This is a genomic window from Ruminococcus sp. Marseille-P328, from assembly GCF_964249465.1.
GTDB classification, from domain to species: domain Bacteria; phylum Bacillota; class Clostridia; order Lachnospirales; family Lachnospiraceae; genus Blautia_A; species Blautia_A faecis.
In genome coordinates this window covers 136050-151356 of record NZ_CAXUBQ010000004.1, presented here as the reverse complement: position 1 = coordinate 151356, position 15307 = coordinate 136050, and the positions used below count along the sequence as shown (strand labels likewise).

Here is a 15307-nt window from a genome sequence, read left to right as displayed (position 1 = left end):
TTTACAGCAGGAGGCGTTTTCGTGGGTGAACAGTCAGAGAAAATAAAGAAAAATATTTGTATGGGGCTGCTGGCTCATGTAGATGCAGGAAAAACTACATTGTCAGAAGCACTTTTATATTTAAGCGGCAAGATACGAAAGCTTGGAAGAGTGGATCACAAGGATGCATATCTGGATACCTCTCCCCTTGAGCGCGAGCGGGGAATCACGATTTTTTCCAAGCAGGCAGTGCTGGAATTCCCGGAAACAAGAGTTACCATTCTGGATACGCCTGGGCATGTGGATTTTTCTGCAGAGATGGAACGTACCTTGCAGGTCCTGGACTATGCAGTGCTTTTGATTAACGGTGCAGATGGTGTGCAGGGACATACGGTGACTTTATGGAAATTGCTTGAGCGGTACCAGATCCCCACATTTATTTTTGTGAACAAAATGGATCAGGATGGAACGGACCACGATGCTCTTTTGACTGAATTGAAAAAAAGGCTGAATGAGAACTGCATGGATTTTTCAGAAAATGAAAATGCTGATGGAGATTTGGAACCGGAATTACCGACTGGTGAAAAAGAACAGCAGAATTTGATGGAAAATAAATTTTCAGAAGAATTTCTGGAGAGCCTTGCCATGTGTGACGAGAAACTGCTGGAAAAATATCTGGAAACAGGAGAAGTATCCAGGGGAGAGATTACCGGTCTGATCGCAGATCGAAAGGTTTTTCCATGCTATTTTGGCTCTGCACTGAGAATGGAAGGGGTGGAGAAGCTGATCCACGGACTGGACAGGTACACTAGATGTCCGGTATATCCTGAGGCTTTTGGTGCGAAGGTTTATAAGATCGCCAGAGACGATCAGGGAAACCGTCTTTCCTATATGAAGGTTACAGGCGGGACACTGAAAGTAAAAGAACTTCTTATTACCAGCAAGGGAAATGTGGCTGCGGGAGAGGAAGTATGGGAGGAAAAGGCAGACCAGATTCGGATTTATTCTGGCGCCAGATTTGAATTGGTGAAAGAAGTGCCCGCGGGAACCGTGTGCGCAGTGACAGGTCTTTCCCATACTTTTCCAGGACAGGGACTTGGCGTGACAGAGAATTCCAATATGCCAGTACTGGAGCCGGTACTGAACTATCAGATCATTTTGCCGGAAGGCTGCGATGTGCACCAGATGCTGAAGAAGCTGAGAGAACTGGAAGAGGAAGATCCTCAGCTTCATATTGTGTGGGACGAGCAGCTGGGAGAAATCCACGCCATGCTCATGGGAGACGTGCAGATCGAGATCTTGAAAAGGCTGATCTGGGAGCGGTTCCATGTGGCTGTGGATTTTGGAACGGGAAATATTGTATATAAAGAGACCATTGCAGCACCTGTGGAAGGTGTGGGACATTTTGAGCCTTTGCGCCATTATGCGGAAGTTCACCTTCTTCTGGAACCAGGGGAGCAAGGAAGCGGAATGCAGTTTTTTACCGCCTGCAGTGAGGATGTGCTGGACCGGAACTGGCAGAGACTGATCCTCACCCATCTGGAAGAAAAGGAACACAGAGGAGTGCTGACTGGTGCACCGATCACAGATATGCAGATTACCCTGCTTACCGGACGGGCCCACCAGAAACACACAGAAGGCGGAGATTTCCGTCAGGCTACTTATCGGGCTATCCGTCAGGGGCTTAAGAAAGCACAGAATGTTCTGCTGGAGCCTTACTATGAATTTCGGCTGGAAGTGCCGGTGGAGGTTGTTGGCCGTGCAATGAATGATATCCAGAAAATGCAGGGAACTCTTCTTCCTATGGAGACAGAGGAAAATACCGCTATTTTGAAGGGAAAAGCGCCTGTTTCGACTATGCGCGATTACCAGAAAGAAGTAGTTTCTTATACAAGGGGAATGGGAAGACTGTTCTGCAGTTTAAAAGGATATGAGCCTTGTAAAAATCAAGATGAGATCGTGGAACAGATCGGCTACGATTCTGAGCGGGATCTGGATAATCCTACCGGGTCTGTATTTTGTGCCCATGGAGCTGGATTTGTGGTGCCATGGTATGAAGTGGAAGAGTATATGCACCTGGATACTGGGATTATGGCAGAGTTTGAGGATGATCTCAGTGAGGAAGACTGGGAGGATGCTGCATCAGGCTTTGGAAATCCTGCAAGTGGAGACGGTACTGCTCAAAGTGCCAGAAATTCAGCACGCAATGGAGCTGGCAGTACAGGAACTGCCGGAAATACATCTGGAAGTGGAAGCCGTGCGGGAAGTGGTTACCAGCCGCCGGAATCTGCCTACCGTGGAAGCTATGAGGATGACAAAGAACTTCAGGCCATTTTTGAGCGTACCTTTGGTCCGGTGAAAAGAGACCGTGTGTCTTCTTATAAAAAAGTGGTAAGTGCCCTATCTTATTCTGGCAGCAGTTCTTCTGCAAAAAAAGACCAGGAAGAATACCTTCTTGTGGATGGTTACAACATTATTTTTGCCTGGCCGGAGCTGAAAGAACTGGCAGATGCGGATGTCCGTGCAGCACAGACGAAGCTGATGGATATTTTAAGTAATTATCAGGGATATAAGAAATGTACTTTGATTCTTGTATTTGATGCTTACAAGGTGGAGGGACACCAGGAGGAAGTGCTTACTTATCACAATATTCATGTGGTTTACACAAAAGAAGCGGAGACTGCCGATCAATATATTGAAAAAACAGTCCACAAAATCGGCAGACAGCATCAGGTAACGGTTGCTACTTCAGACGGACTGGAACAGATTATCATTATGGGGCAGGGCGCCAGTCGTATTTCCGCAAGAGGTCTGAAAGAAGAAATCGAAGAGACCAGAAAGCAGCTCCGCCAGGAATGGCATCAGCACCGCCAGTCCAGTCATACCTATCTCTTTGATCATGCAGATGCTGAGACTGCGAAGCTGATGGAAGAAGTCCGACTGGGGAAAAAGAAATTATAGGGTTTCTGTTCATGGAGTGAACAATAGCATTATTGGAATTAATGTTTTCCATTGGCAATTTGACAAACTCTTTGCCATCTGTTAAGGTGGTGTGCAAAGTGGTGTTGCAGCTATAAAGGAGATGTATAAAAATGAGAGAGAAGCTCACCAAAAAAGACGTAGAGAAAATTGAACAGGAGATTGAGCACCGTAAGCTGGTTGTCCGCAAAGAGGCAATTGAGGCAGTAAAGGAAGCACGTGCCCAGGGCGATTTAAGTGAGAATTTTGAATACTACGCTGCCAAGCGTCATAAGAACCAGAACGAGAGTCGCATCCGCTATCTGGAGAATATGTTAAAAACAGCAACCATCGTTTCTGATAAATCCTGCAGTGACGAGGTTGGAATGGATGACATTGTAGAAGTTTATTTTGAGGAAGATGACGAGGTTGAGAAATATAAGCTTGTTACTTCCATTCGGGGAAATTCCATGGAGAACAGAATCAGTATTGACTCTCCGATTGGCATGGCACTGAAAGGTCATAAGATTGGCGACAGAGTGGAAGTAAAGGTAAATGATAGTTACAGTTACTTTCTGGAAATCCGCTCCATCGATAAAACCCATTCAGAGGAAGAGGAAATCCGAGGATTTTAAAGGTATCAGAGCCTTGTTCAAACATGCTCTAGAACGAGTCTGATGATGTTATTCCGCGAAGTGTGTAACAGTGAAGATACTGAATCATTACACGTATTATATAAAAATCCCTCATGAGATATGCAACGATAATTGTAAAATTATTCTTCATGTTTCCTGGGGGATTTTTTTGAATGTAAAATTTGGAAAATACGGTAAAATCAACTATCAAACAAATATTTTACATTTTCAACAGCCTGGCTTTACATTTTTCCTGTATAAGAAAATCCAAGATTGTAAAGTATTTTACATATATTTAACATTCTTCTCACCCGAAACTTTACATAGCCCACTTATATTGGTTTTGTAAACAAAAGAAATTAAGAACCCAATAAACTTTTAAAAGGATAAAAAAGGAGAGGAAACGTAATGGATTTTTTTAGCATTCTGACATTGGTCGGCGGACTGGCGATGTTCCTTTATGGAATGCAGGTAATGGGAGACGGTCTGGAAAAGCTTTCCGGCGGTAAACTGGAAAAGATTCTGGAAAACCTTTCATCTAACCGTGTGAAAGCAGTTTTGGTTGGTGCAGCAGTTACTGCAATCATTCAGTCTTCATCGGCAACCACAGTTATGGTAGTCGGCTTCGTAAACTCGGGAATCATGCATCTGTCTCAGGCTGTTGGCTTTATTATGGGCGCAAATATCGGTACTACTGTTACCGCATGGATCCTCAGCCTGGCAGGAATTGAAAGCTCCAATTTCTTTGTAAGACTTTTGAACCCAAACTCATTTTCACCGATTCTGGCATTGATCGGAGTTGTTTTTATTGTCTTCCTTCATGATGAAAAGAAGAAAGATATTGGAAACATTTTGGTTGGTTTCGCAGTGCTGATGTTCGGTATGAATACCATGAGCGGTGCCGTAAAACCTCTGGCAGAGGTACCGGAATTTACAAACATCCTTCTGAAGTTCTCCAACCCTGTTTTAGGTGTGCTGGCCGGTGCACTTCTGACTGCTGTTATTCAGTCTTCATCAGCTTCTGTTGGTATTCTCCAGGCGCTTTGTGTAACTGGTGCAGTCCGTTACGGAGCAGCGCTTCCGATTATCATGGGACAGAATATTGGAACCTGTATTACAGCAATGCTTTCTTCAATCGGTGCTACTAAGAATGCAAAACGTGCAGCAATCGTTCATCTGTACTTCAATATTGTAGGAACTGTTACATTTATGGTTGTATTCTATGTGCTGAATGGATTTTTACATTTCTCTTTCATTAAAGAAGTGGCAGGTCCTGCCGGCATCGCAGTGATCCACAGTGCCTTTAACATCATTGCAACACTTGTACTTCTTCCATTTGGAGATATGCTTGTAAAAATGGCATGTGCAACTGTCCGTGATACAAAAGAGGAGAAAGTTATTTCCGCAGAAGATCAGGAGTTTATGATCCTGGAATCCCGTTTTCTCAGTAATCCTGGTATTGCTATTGAGCAGAGCAAAACAGCTGCCAGGAAAATGGCAGAGCAGTCCAAAACCGCTTTGAACCTTTCCTTTGGCTTGCTGGATGATTTCCAGGAGGAGACAGCTTTCCGTGTGGAAAAGATTGAAGCAAAGGTTGACCGCTATGAGGACGAACTGGGAACCTATCTGATCAAGTTAAATCAGAAAGATCTTTCTCTGGAAGACAGCCACAGCTTGTCCATTATGCTTCACTGTATCGGAGATTTTGAACGTATTTCCGACCACGCCCTTAGCATTATGAAATCTGCAAAGGAAATTTCAGAAAAAAATGCCCGCTTTTCAGACAAGGCAGTGCAGGAACTTCACATTATGGAAAAAGCCGTGTCGGATATTGTGGAAAAAGCGTATAGCGTTTTTGCAAACCAGGACATGAGAGCAGCCGAAGAAATTGAGCCTCTGGAAGAAGTAATCGATGAGCTAAGCCGTGAGCTGAAAAGACGCCATGTAAATCGTCTTCGTGCCGGAGAATGTACAATAGAGATGGGATTTGTGCTTTCTGACATTACAACCAGCCTGGAGAGAATCGCAGATCATTGTTCCAATATCGGAGTCTGTGTGACTCAGGTGCATGAGGATCTCTATGATACCCACAGTCACCTTGACACTGTAAAAAATGCACCGGGAGAACATTTCCATCACGAACTGGAGGTTGCCCGTGTGAACTATATGCTTCCGTAACCGGGAGAGTAGATGTTGCCAGTTGCTGCTCTGGAAAAATTCCTGTGAGAATTATTTCCGGAGGCAGCGACTGGTAATATAATTTTTGCGGCGCGAAAACATGCGAATGCATGATTTCTGTGCATCGCGAAGCGTGTCACTGGCCAGGTCGTGAACGGTAACCTGTTTTCCTGCTTTTTACCGTGACTTTACAGTTGTGCACTTGTATAAGGGGAAAAAAGTACGTATACTAAGAAATAATGATGATTTACAGGTAATGTAAAAAATAGGTAAGACATGGGAGGAGAATACTAAAAAATGATTTTTTGTGTTGAAGATGATAACAACATCCGTGATCTTTTAGTATATACATTAGAGACGACCGGATTTCATGCAAGGGGTTTAGAAGACTCCCAGGAATTGTGGAAAGCCCTCGCAGAAGAGGAACCAGAGCTGATTCTTCTTGATATTATGCTTCCGGGAGAGGATGGATATTCCATTCTGGAAAAACTGAAAAAATCTTCCGGAACCAGAGATATTCCCATCATTATGGTAACTGCCAAGGAAGCAGAATTTGATAAGGTTCGTGCTCTGGAATCCGGTGCAGACGATTATATTACCAAGCCCTTTGGAATGATGGAATTTATAGCCAGAGTGAAGGCGGTGCTCCGGCGCAGCAGCCGCCACGGAGATGACAGAGAGCTTAGCTGTGAGGAACTTCGTATTTTTCCAGGCCGTCATCAGGTGTATTGTGATGATCAGCCTGTGGAGCTTACCCGCAAGGAATTTGAACTTCTTCTGTATCTTATGGAAAACAGAGGAATCGTTATGACCCGTGACCAGATTTTGTGCCATATATGGGGCTATGATTTTGACGGGGAAACCAGAACTGTGGATGTACATGTGCGGACCCTGCGGCAGAAGCTTGGGGATACCGGAAGACTGATCGAAACTGTCCGCGGTGTAGGTTACAGAATGGCAGATAAGGGAGGCAGTCAGGGATGAAAAAGAAAATCCTCAGCCACACCGGTTTTATGATTGTTCTTACAGCAATTCTTACCTTCATAGCAGCCAGCTTTTTAATGTACGAAAAGTTTGATGATGTTATGAAGAGGACTGTCAGAGATGAAACGGAATACGTAAAAGCAGGAATGGAGAAAGCAGGAGAAGACTATTTAAGCAAGCGTGTGGGAGATAATACAGGAACGCGAATTACTTTGACGGATGAGAATGGAAAGGTTCTCTATGACAGTGAGGCAGATGCTTCCAAACTTCCCAATCACAGCAATCGTCCTGAATTTGTCCAGGCCATGGAAGAAGGCCATGGGGAAGTAGTACGCTATTCGGAAACCCTTGCACAGCAGACCTTTTATTATGCAGTGAAGCTGGATGATGGGAAAATTCTTCGTCTGGCAAAAACCACAGACAGTGTTTTTCATACATTAATGGGCAGTCTTATCTGGCTTGGACTTTTGATGATCGTAATCATCCTGATAGAAATCATTTTGGTACAGAGGCAGACAAAAAAGCTGATCAAACCCATAAACAGCCTGGATCTGGAGCATCCTCTTGATAATGTGTGTTATGAGGAACTTAAGCCCCTTCTTACCCGTGTAGACCAGCAGAACCTGCAGATTGCATGTCAGCTTGAAGAACTGAAAAAAACGGAGGCTGTGCGAAGAGAGTTTTCTGCAAATGTTTCCCATGAGCTGAAAACCCCGCTGATGTCGATTTCCGGTTATGCAGAGCTGATGATGAATGGAATGGTGCGTCCGGAAAATATTGCGGATTTTTCAGGGAGAATTTACAAAGAAGCCAATCGTCTTGGTAATCTGGTGGCAGATATTATCCAGCTGTCCCGGCTGGATGAACAGCAGGATGAAGTGGTTTCCATGGAAAGTGTGGAACTGAATGAGCTTGCAGAAGATGTAGTAAACAATCTCCAGGATCAGGCCCAGAAGAAGAATATTTCCCTGAGATATTACGGTCATCCGGTTACAATTCAGGGAGTGCGTCATGTGCTTTATGAAATGCTGTACAATATAGCGGACAATGCGGTTCGTTATACGAATCCAGGTGGACATATTTATATTTACGTAGGAAAAAACAGAGAGGGAAAAGCTTATTACCGTGTGGAGGATGACGGAATCGGAATACCGAAATCTGAACAAAAAAGAATATTCGAAAGATTTTACCGTGTTGACAAAAGTCATTCACGTCAGACCGGAGGCACCGGTCTTGGACTGTCCATTGTAAAACATGGGGCGACCTTGCATCATGCTCAGATTCACGTGGACAGTGATCTTGGAAAAGGTACAAAAATGGAGCTGCGTTTCTAAGCAGCTCCATTTTTGTATAAACATAAATTTAACCGAATCAAGTAAGTCCTCTTGACAAATTACAGCTCACTCAGTGCATCCTCATCTGCCACAATAATTGCATTGGGATGGAACTGAAGGATGGAAGCCGGGCACTGTGGGGTAACAGGTCCTTTGATCGCAGCAGCGAGAGCCTTGGCTTTATTCTTGCCGTTAGCTACAAGAAGAATGGTCTTTGCGCTCATAATATTGCCGGTTCCCATAGAAATAGCCTTGCGCGGTACATCCTCCTCGCTTGCAAAAAAACGCTTATTCGCCTGGATGGTAGCCTCTGTAAGATCTACACAGTGAGTGCCAGCCTGGAAATGGTCGTCTGGTTCATTAAATCCGATGTGGCCATTAGGTCCTATTCCAAGAAGCTGAAGGTCTGCAGCTCCCATATTCTTAAGCAGTGTATTGTAAGCTTCGCAGCAGGCCTCTGTATCCGGATTGGTTCCGTCCGGAACATAGGTATTCTTAATATCTATATTGACTCTGCTGAACAGGTTCTTGTTCATGAAGTAACGGTAGCTCTGGTCATTGGATCCGTCCAGTCCTACATATTCGTCCAGGTTCACAGACTTTACATGGGAAAAATCCAGTATTCCCTCTTCATACATAGCAGCCAGCTGATCGTAGGTACCTACCGGGGAAGAACCGGTAGCAAGACCAAGGATACAATCCGGTTTGGACAAAATAACACCGGCGATAATGGTAGCTGCAGTACGGCTCAGCTCTTCATAATTCTTAACTTTAATTACTTTCATTTTACCTCTCCTTCTTTGTCAATAAGTGAGTATGATCACTTTAACAAGGTGCAAAAAAATAACGGCATTATCAGAATGCTGTCATATAAAAACCCTGCCCTTGTTCTTTCAGACAATAACAGTATACCCTATATTTAGGTGAAATGCTATAAATATTTCTGCTTTTTATTGCTTTTTTTGGTGAAAACTGATTGCAAGTTTCGAAAGCTTTTCCTATAATGAATTTATAATATAGAAATTTACCCTGGGGATAAATAAAATGAAAAAAAACTACACTCTGAAAAGGGAACTTACATTTCTGATGATACTGACCTCTGTATGTACTTTACTGTCTGTATGTGCAGCTGTTTTCTATGTCTTTTTCTCTTTCTTCTTTCAGAAAACACAGGAAGATATTGAATATGTACTTCGATATACCAGTCAGCAGTATGAGGCTCATATGCAGTTTATTGAGGATAGTGTGATCGCCATACGTCATAATACGGTACTGGATGACTTTTTTCAGAAAGAAGAATACGACCTGGAGGAAATAGAACCACAGCTTTCTTACAGCATGGAGCTTTTTTCAGAGCGGAATATGGTGGAACGTCAGCTTCCTTTTGTTACTGGAATTTATCTGTTTAATAATGGGAATGAATGTATTTATGAGCACTATTATGCCACCACACTGGCTGCCGGGAGAGAACAGAAGCGAAAATACGAAAACATGCAGCAGGAATTTAAAAGTACCAGTGACCAGTACGCCTGTTTGTCTGATAAAGATGAATTAAATATTTTTTTTAGAATTTATGATGAAAATATGAGGGAAAAAGGAATCGGAGTCGTGCAGATCAGTCAGAGTGCGGTAGCGAAAGTTCTGGAAACGGTACAGCTGTATCATAATGGAGGATGGGCTGTCCTGGATAAAAACGATCAGCTGCTTGCCTCAGAAGGAGCTCAGGAGCTGGTGAAAAAGCTGCAGACCTCTGAGAATTCATGGAATGGAACAAAAGACCTGGCGGGTACGAAGGTGATTGGTTATGGAAATTCCTGTGGATTTGGAGTACGTACAGTGATCTCAGTAGGGTATGGGAATATTTTTTCTATTTTGAAGCCCACTCTTTTTATCGTTCTTGTGGGCCTTATTGTGGTACTGGGAATTGCATTTCTGGTTGCATATGCTATCAGCTACCGTTTCACCAAACCGGTTACCAGGATGATCCAAAGTATACAGGCTTTTGGAAAACCGGATCTGAATGCCAGAATGGAAGATTCCTCTATTCAGGAATTTCATGACATGGGAATCGTGTTTAATGAGATGGCAGACAGGATTGAATATCTGATCACTCAGGTTTACGAAAAAGAAATTGTGGCAGCCAGGTCTCAGGTAAAATATCTGCAGTCCCAGATAAATCCGCATTTCCAGTTTAATATTCTGGCCATGCTGAGTCTGAAAGCGAAAATGGCTGGAAACGAAGAAGTTTACGATGGACTGAATGCTTTTTCCAGACTGATGCAGGGTAAGATATTCCGGGAAAAAGAGATTAAGATAAAGGTAAAAGAGGAACTAGAAATAGTTCAGTTTTATTTATATCTGCAGAAAAGCCGTTACCAGGATAAACTGTCTTATGAGGTGAAGCTTGAAGATGAAAAAATCGGCGAAGATCTGATTCCCCGTCTTCTTATTGAGCCACTGGTGGAAAATGCAGTTTCACATGGTTTGGAACCAAAGCGTGAAAAAGGAAATCTGCAGGTCCTTTTATATGAAAGGGAAATGCTCTACATCTGGGTAAAAGATGATGGAGTAGGCGTTTGTCGGAATCAGACGAAGGCAGAGGAAAATAAAGAAAAAACTCCTCATACCCATGTGGGCTGGGAAAATACAAAGAAAATGCTCCGGATCCTGTATGGAGATCATTACAAGTTTCAGGTCTGGAGTGAACCGGGAAAGGGAACGGAAATAGAAATTGCAGTTCCAATTGAAAGAGGTGGAAATTATGTGGAAAGTGATAGCAGCCGATGATGAAGGATACATCAGAGAGGCTTTGCAGAAACTGATAAATTGGGAAAAAATGGACTGTTCTTTGGAGAGCGTAGTCAGTGATGGACAGGAACTATTGGAGAAGATCCGGGGAGAAATGCCGGACATTGTGATCACAGATATACAGATGCCTGGTGTTGACGGATTAGAAGTATGTAAATATGTATACGAAACCTGCCCGGAAACCCAGGTGATCATCCTTACCGCATATTCAGATTTTGAGTATGCCAAACGTGCCATTAAATACAGTGTATGTGAGTATGTGCTTAAGATTTCCATTATAGACGAACTTCCACTGGCAGTGGAAAAAGCAATTGGAAAGCTATCCAGACTGAAAAAGGAGATCGAAATCCAGGAGCATACGAAGGCAGAAGAACCGGAATCACTGCTTGATCAGATTGAACAGTATCTGGAAGAAAATTTTCGCAAAAAGATCACGCTGGATGATATTGCAGATACCCTGCATGTGAACCGCAGCTATCTCAGCCGTTATTATAAGAATAAAACAGGTGTGAATCTGTTTGATGAGATTTTAATGAAAAGGGTGGAAAAGGCAAAAGAATATCTGCAGAATACAGAGATGAAGACTTATGAGATTTCAGAAGCGGTAGGAGTGGAAGATGCTGGTTATTTCTCAAAAATGTTTAAAAAGATAACCGGGGTATCACCAAAAGAATTCAGGAAAAGAGAACAACATGAAGAGAAAAATTAGAGGCCTTTTCTTTAGTATCGGAATAGCAGGGAGTCTGATCCTTGGAGGCTGCGGGAAAGAAGAAAAAGAGCCTGTAACTATCACAATGATTCATGCATGGGGTGGAACAGGTGAAGATCATGTAGCTATGAGGGATATTTACGATGGATTTCAGAAGGAGAATCCGGACATTGAGGTGCAGCTGATCTCCATGCCAGGAAGAAAGGAAATGCTGCGTAAGGTGGAGGACATGATCATGGTGGGAGATATGCCGGATGTGATTACCTTCAGCGGTATGGGACAGAATACAACCTATGATTTTATTGTAGAAAATGATATGGCGCTGGATATTATGCCCTATGTGAAAAAAGATGAAGAGTTTGCCTCCAATATTTCCCAGACCAATCTGAACTATTGGACCACAGAAGAAGGGGAGCTGTTTACAGTGTCAGATGTTTTGTCCTTAAGTGGTGGTTATTGGTATAATGAAGATATTCTGCACGCAGCTGGCGTAAAGGAAATTCCCAGGACCTGGGATGCTTTTCGCGGTATGTGCTACAAAATCTGGAAATGGTCGGAGCGTGAGAATAATGAAATTGCTTCGCTTCAGACATCTCCGGAGGGCTATCTTTATTTTATGGATCATATGCTTCTGGAAGAAGGTACAGAAAAGGACAGAAACGATATCGGTACAATTTCAGAGGTGTTGAAACGGCTGCAGGAAATTTATGTATATTCCACCTCCGAAAATGCAGAATACAGTTATTTGGATGAGACCAGATTGTTCAATGAAGGAAAGCTTGCCATATATGTGAATGGCGTATGGGGCGCTTCCCTGATTTCCGAAAACATTAATGCCAAGTATGCACTGCTTCCAACTACATCCGGGAAGAATCTGTCTTGCGAATCTGCCTGTTTTGGTTATGTGCTTGGAAAAAGTGGAAACGAACAGAAAGAGGAGGCTTCCATCCGGTTCCTGAAATATATGCTAAGCAAGAAGGTGCAGACGCGGATTTTGGAGGAAACAGAGCAGATTCCGGCGAATAAGCAGGTAGTTCTGGATTCTTACGAGAAGGAAATGCCGCGGCTGTTTCAGGCTGCTTCCCTGGTGTTAAGTGCAGAGGATAAAATTGAAGTTCCGGATAATCTGTGGACTTATGAACAGAAAGCCTATTTTACAGAAAACATTTTCAGAGAGCTTACCGGTAAAATTTCACCGGAAGCTTTTACCCGGCAGCTGGGTGAAATGAAAATAGATAAATAGGGAAAATAAAGATAAGGAAAATATTGCCGTCAGGTAAATATTTTCCTTATTTTTATTGTGAAAATGTCAATAAATACCTGTAAATTGCAAATGGGATTCATTCAAAAATACCAAAAACAAGGGTAAAATAAGGACAGTTAAAGCAAAGACGTATAATTTATGAAGGAGGATTTTTGTAATGAAGAAAAAAATGGTAAGTGTTTTACTGGCAGCAGCAATGGGGACTACTGCATTGGTTGGATTTGGAACGACTGCTTATGCAGATGATGATGTTCTGGAATTTTACCATGGATATTACCAGGATGAGAGCGAGTGGGCTGCAGCTCAGGTTATGAGGGATATCTATGATGAGTTCGCAAAGGAACATGCTGATGGATCAGTTACATTCAAACCAATCGCTGTAGAAAACAGAGATGACATTGTAAGTGCACAGGTTGCTGGCGGTTCCTTCCCGGATTTGGTAGATGTAGGCGGGGGCGGAGTTCCGCAGGCAGCACTTTCCCAGGATCTGGTATACGATCTGAAACCGTATATCGATGAAAATGGTCTGCAGGATGCAGTTGGTCTTAACTATACACAGCATGATATGGATGGTCATATTTATGCAGTGCATGATCAGATTGAGAGCCGTGGCTTATGGTATAATTCCGATATTTTTGAAAAAGCCGGAATTACAGAGGAGGCGTTTGCAGACTGGGATTCTTTTGGAGAAGCAATGGAAAAAATCCGTGCTCTGGACGAGGATGTGTACGGATACATTGCAGGACAGGGCTCCAGCTATATTGTAAACACAGTTATGGCTTCTACAGATGAAGGAAAGAAAATGCTGGAATCTGAGCTGACAGAGGACACCATCAATTCAGAGGAATTTGCAGCTGCATTTAAGACTGCTGCAAATCTGGATCAGGCAAATGGTTCTGAGCATACTACAGATGATAACGGAAATCTTATGGCAGAATTTAATACAAATGGTAAGGCTGGTGTTCTTTTCAATGGTGTATGGAATGCAAGTGGAATTGATGCGTCTTTAACAGATGCTATTGAGCCTGCTTTATTCCCTGGAAATATTGCAATCGCTTCTGCAGGCGGCGGACTTGCTGTGGCAAATAACATGAGTGATGAGAAAACAGAGCTGGCACTTGAATTTATCAAATATATGACAAGTGCTGAGGTTCAAGAAAAAATCTTCACTGGCGTACAGGCAAATCCATGTAACACAACAGTTGATTTGAACGCACTTGCAGAAGAGAGTGATGACGCAGCTACAAGAAAGCTTGCACAGGCTTGCTCTCAGGTAAATGAAGCTGATACTGTAGTGATTGACATGAACTATACCTGGGGATCTGACGTGGACAAAGCTATCATCAATGCATTGATGGAGTGTGCGGTATCAGGAACAGATATTGATGCAAGATTTGCAGCACTTCAGACAGAGCTGATCGCGTTGGTGGCTTAAAGCACACAGCTGTGATGAACAGAAACTATGAATGAAATAGAAGAGGGAGGGGAGAAATCTCTTCCCTTTTTGGAGGTATGAATTTGGAAAATCAGAATGCTGCGAAAAAAAGAAAGAATAAGCTGGGTACGCGGAGAAAAGGATTTATTATAGCGTTTCTTGCGCCTACCCTGATCGCATTTTGCGTATTTTATCTGTATCCCATTATTACGGTGTTTATCACTTCTTTCTGCAAATGGGATTATACAAATATTACTAGTCCGGAGTTTTTCGGCTGGAGCAATTTGTGGGATAATTATGATTATATTTTTAACAAGTATCCATTTTTCTGGGAAGCACTGAAAAATTCAACTACCTGGGCCATTCTTGGAGCAGTGGTACAGATTCCCATTGCTGCTTTGATCGCTCTGGCCCTGTCCAGAAAGGTAAAAGGTATTAAATTTGTACGAAATGTTTATATTATTCCGAATATGATCTCAACTGCCGCTATGGGCATTGTATTTTTACAGTTGTACAACCCTTCTTATGGAATTATCAACCCGATCATTCGTCTTTTCAACAAAGAGTTCAGGGATAATATCCTACTTCTGAAAGGACCGGCTTTTGTGGCCATGACCTGTGCCTATATTTTCTTTACAGGAACTACAACTTTAATGATTTTGGGGAATATTATGGCAGTGCCGGAAGAGGTAAGAGAAGCAGCTATGCTGGATGGGGCAAGCGGTCTGAGACAGGACTGGTATATTACAATCCCTATGATCAAAGGAACTTTAAAAACAGTATCCGTTCTTGCTGCAACCTCCGGCTTCCTTCTTTATAACGAGGTTTATTTCCTGACAAAAGGAGCTGCAGGAACCTACAGTATCAGTTACATTATCCGCGAGCTTGCCATTACCAGTCCGAGAACCCAGTTTGGACGTGCCAATGCAGTGGCAATGATCCAGATCCTGGCTGGGATGGTGATCATTCTGGTGATTAATTTTGTATACAGCATTTCTTTCAGGAAAGAGAAAGAATAAGAAG

General features: G+C 42.9%; 11 protein-coding genes. 10 read left to right on the top strand and 1 reads right to left on the bottom strand.

Annotation, left to right across the window (positions count from 1 at the left end):
- Positions 1 to 60 precede the first annotated feature (60 nt).
- The 5 genes from ACESTK_RS04590 to ACESTK_RS04570 all read left to right on the top strand — a co-directional run bounded on the left by ACESTK_RS04590 (position 61) and on the right by ACESTK_RS04570 (position 8068).
- The gene (locus ACESTK_RS04590; protein ID WP_373118942.1) at positions 61 to 2940 is read left to right on the top strand and encodes an NYN domain-containing protein; all 2880 of its coding nucleotides are present in this window, start codon (positions 61 to 63) and stop codon (positions 2938 to 2940) included.
- A gap of 131 nt (positions 2941 to 3071) precedes the next feature.
- Positions 3072 to 3572: a transcription elongation factor GreA gene (greA, locus tag ACESTK_RS04585; protein WP_118582273.1), complete on the top strand. Its 501-nt coding sequence runs from the start codon at positions 3072 to 3074 to the stop codon at positions 3570 to 3572.
- A 408-nt stretch (positions 3573 to 3980) separates the two neighbouring features.
- Positions 3981 to 5750 carry a Na/Pi cotransporter family protein gene (locus ACESTK_RS04580; protein WP_373118891.1) on the top strand — a complete coding sequence of 590 codons (1770 nt, stop codon included), beginning with the start codon at positions 3981 to 3983 and terminating at the stop codon, positions 5748 to 5750.
- 297 nt (positions 5751 to 6047) lie between these two features.
- Complete coding sequence (locus ACESTK_RS04575) at positions 6048 to 6734, top strand: response regulator transcription factor (RefSeq protein WP_373118888.1); 687 nt, start codon at positions 6048 to 6050, stop codon at positions 6732 to 6734.
- The gene (locus ACESTK_RS04570) at positions 6731 to 8068 is read left to right on the top strand and encodes an ATP-binding protein (RefSeq protein ID WP_173735102.1); all 1338 of its coding nucleotides are present in this window, start codon (positions 6731 to 6733) and stop codon (positions 8066 to 8068) included. The genes ACESTK_RS04575 and ACESTK_RS04570 overlap by 4 nt, the downstream gene beginning before the upstream one ends.
- 59 nt (positions 8069 to 8127) lie before the next feature.
- Here the strand turns inward: ACESTK_RS04570 and nagB are convergent, their stop codons facing one another.
- Positions 8128 to 8853 carry a glucosamine-6-phosphate deaminase gene (gene nagB, locus ACESTK_RS04565; protein WP_173718210.1) on the bottom strand — a complete coding sequence of 242 codons (726 nt, stop codon included), beginning with the start codon at positions 8851 to 8853 and terminating at the stop codon, positions 8128 to 8130.
- A gap of 259 nt (positions 8854 to 9112) precedes the next feature.
- Here nagB and ACESTK_RS04560 point away from each other — a divergent pair, with 259 nt between their 5' ends.
- From ACESTK_RS04560 to ACESTK_RS04540, 5 genes are all read left to right on the top strand, one after another.
- Positions 9113 to 10855: a sensor histidine kinase gene (locus tag ACESTK_RS04560; RefSeq protein WP_195589122.1), complete on the top strand. Its 1743-nt coding sequence runs from the start codon at positions 9113 to 9115 to the stop codon at positions 10853 to 10855.
- Positions 10830 to 11585, top strand: a complete 756-nt coding sequence (locus ACESTK_RS04555; protein WP_118582288.1) for a response regulator — start codon at positions 10830 to 10832, stop codon at positions 11583 to 11585. Before ACESTK_RS04560 ends, ACESTK_RS04555 begins: the two co-directional genes overlap by 26 nt.
- Positions 11569 to 12828: an ABC transporter substrate-binding protein gene (locus tag ACESTK_RS04550; protein WP_173773689.1), complete on the top strand. Its 1260-nt coding sequence runs from the start codon at positions 11569 to 11571 to the stop codon at positions 12826 to 12828. Before ACESTK_RS04555 ends, ACESTK_RS04550 begins: the two co-directional genes overlap by 17 nt.
- A 178-nt stretch (positions 12829 to 13006) precedes the next feature.
- Positions 13007 to 14284 (top strand): ABC transporter substrate-binding protein, encoded by a 1278-nt coding sequence (locus tag ACESTK_RS04545; RefSeq protein WP_173771747.1) that lies wholly within the window; start codon positions 13007 to 13009, stop codon positions 14282 to 14284.
- Positions 14285 to 14367: 83 nt separating this feature from the next.
- The gene (locus tag ACESTK_RS04540; protein ID WP_226815371.1) at positions 14368 to 15303 is read left to right on the top strand and encodes a carbohydrate ABC transporter permease; all 936 of its coding nucleotides are present in this window, start codon (positions 14368 to 14370) and stop codon (positions 15301 to 15303) included.
- Positions 15304 to 15307 lie beyond the last annotated feature (4 nt).

What these genes read in the sequence shown, in the direction of transcription:
- ACESTK_RS04590 (WP_373118942.1), top strand. Translation starts at nt 61, where the DNA reads ATGGGGCTGCTGGCTCATGTAGATGCAGGAAAAACTACATTGTCAGAA.
- ACESTK_RS04575 (WP_373118888.1), top strand. Translation starts at nt 6,048, where the DNA reads ATGATTTTTTGTGTTGAAGATGATAACAACATCCGTGATCTTTTAGTA.
- ACESTK_RS04550 (WP_173773689.1), top strand. Translation starts at nt 11,569, where the DNA reads ATGAAGAGAAAAATTAGAGGCCTTTTCTTTAGTATCGGAATAGCAGGG.
- nagB (WP_173718210.1), bottom strand. Translation starts at nt 8,853, where the DNA reads ATGAAAGTAATTAAAGTTAAGAATTATGAAGAGCTGAGCCGTACTGCA.
- ACESTK_RS04570 (WP_173735102.1), top strand. Translation starts at nt 6,731, where the DNA reads ATGAAAAAGAAAATCCTCAGCCACACCGGTTTTATGATTGTTCTTACA.
- greA (WP_118582273.1), top strand. Translation starts at nt 3,072, where the DNA reads ATGAGAGAGAAGCTCACCAAAAAAGACGTAGAGAAAATTGAACAGGAG.
- ACESTK_RS04545 (WP_173771747.1), top strand. Translation starts at nt 13,007, where the DNA reads ATGAAGAAAAAAATGGTAAGTGTTTTACTGGCAGCAGCAATGGGGACT.
- ACESTK_RS04555 (WP_118582288.1), top strand. Translation starts at nt 10,830, where the DNA reads ATGTGGAAAGTGATAGCAGCCGATGATGAAGGATACATCAGAGAGGCT.
- ACESTK_RS04580 (WP_373118891.1), top strand. Translation starts at nt 3,981, where the DNA reads ATGGATTTTTTTAGCATTCTGACATTGGTCGGCGGACTGGCGATGTTC.
- ACESTK_RS04560 (WP_195589122.1), top strand. Translation starts at nt 9,113, where the DNA reads ATGAAAAAAAACTACACTCTGAAAAGGGAACTTACATTTCTGATGATA.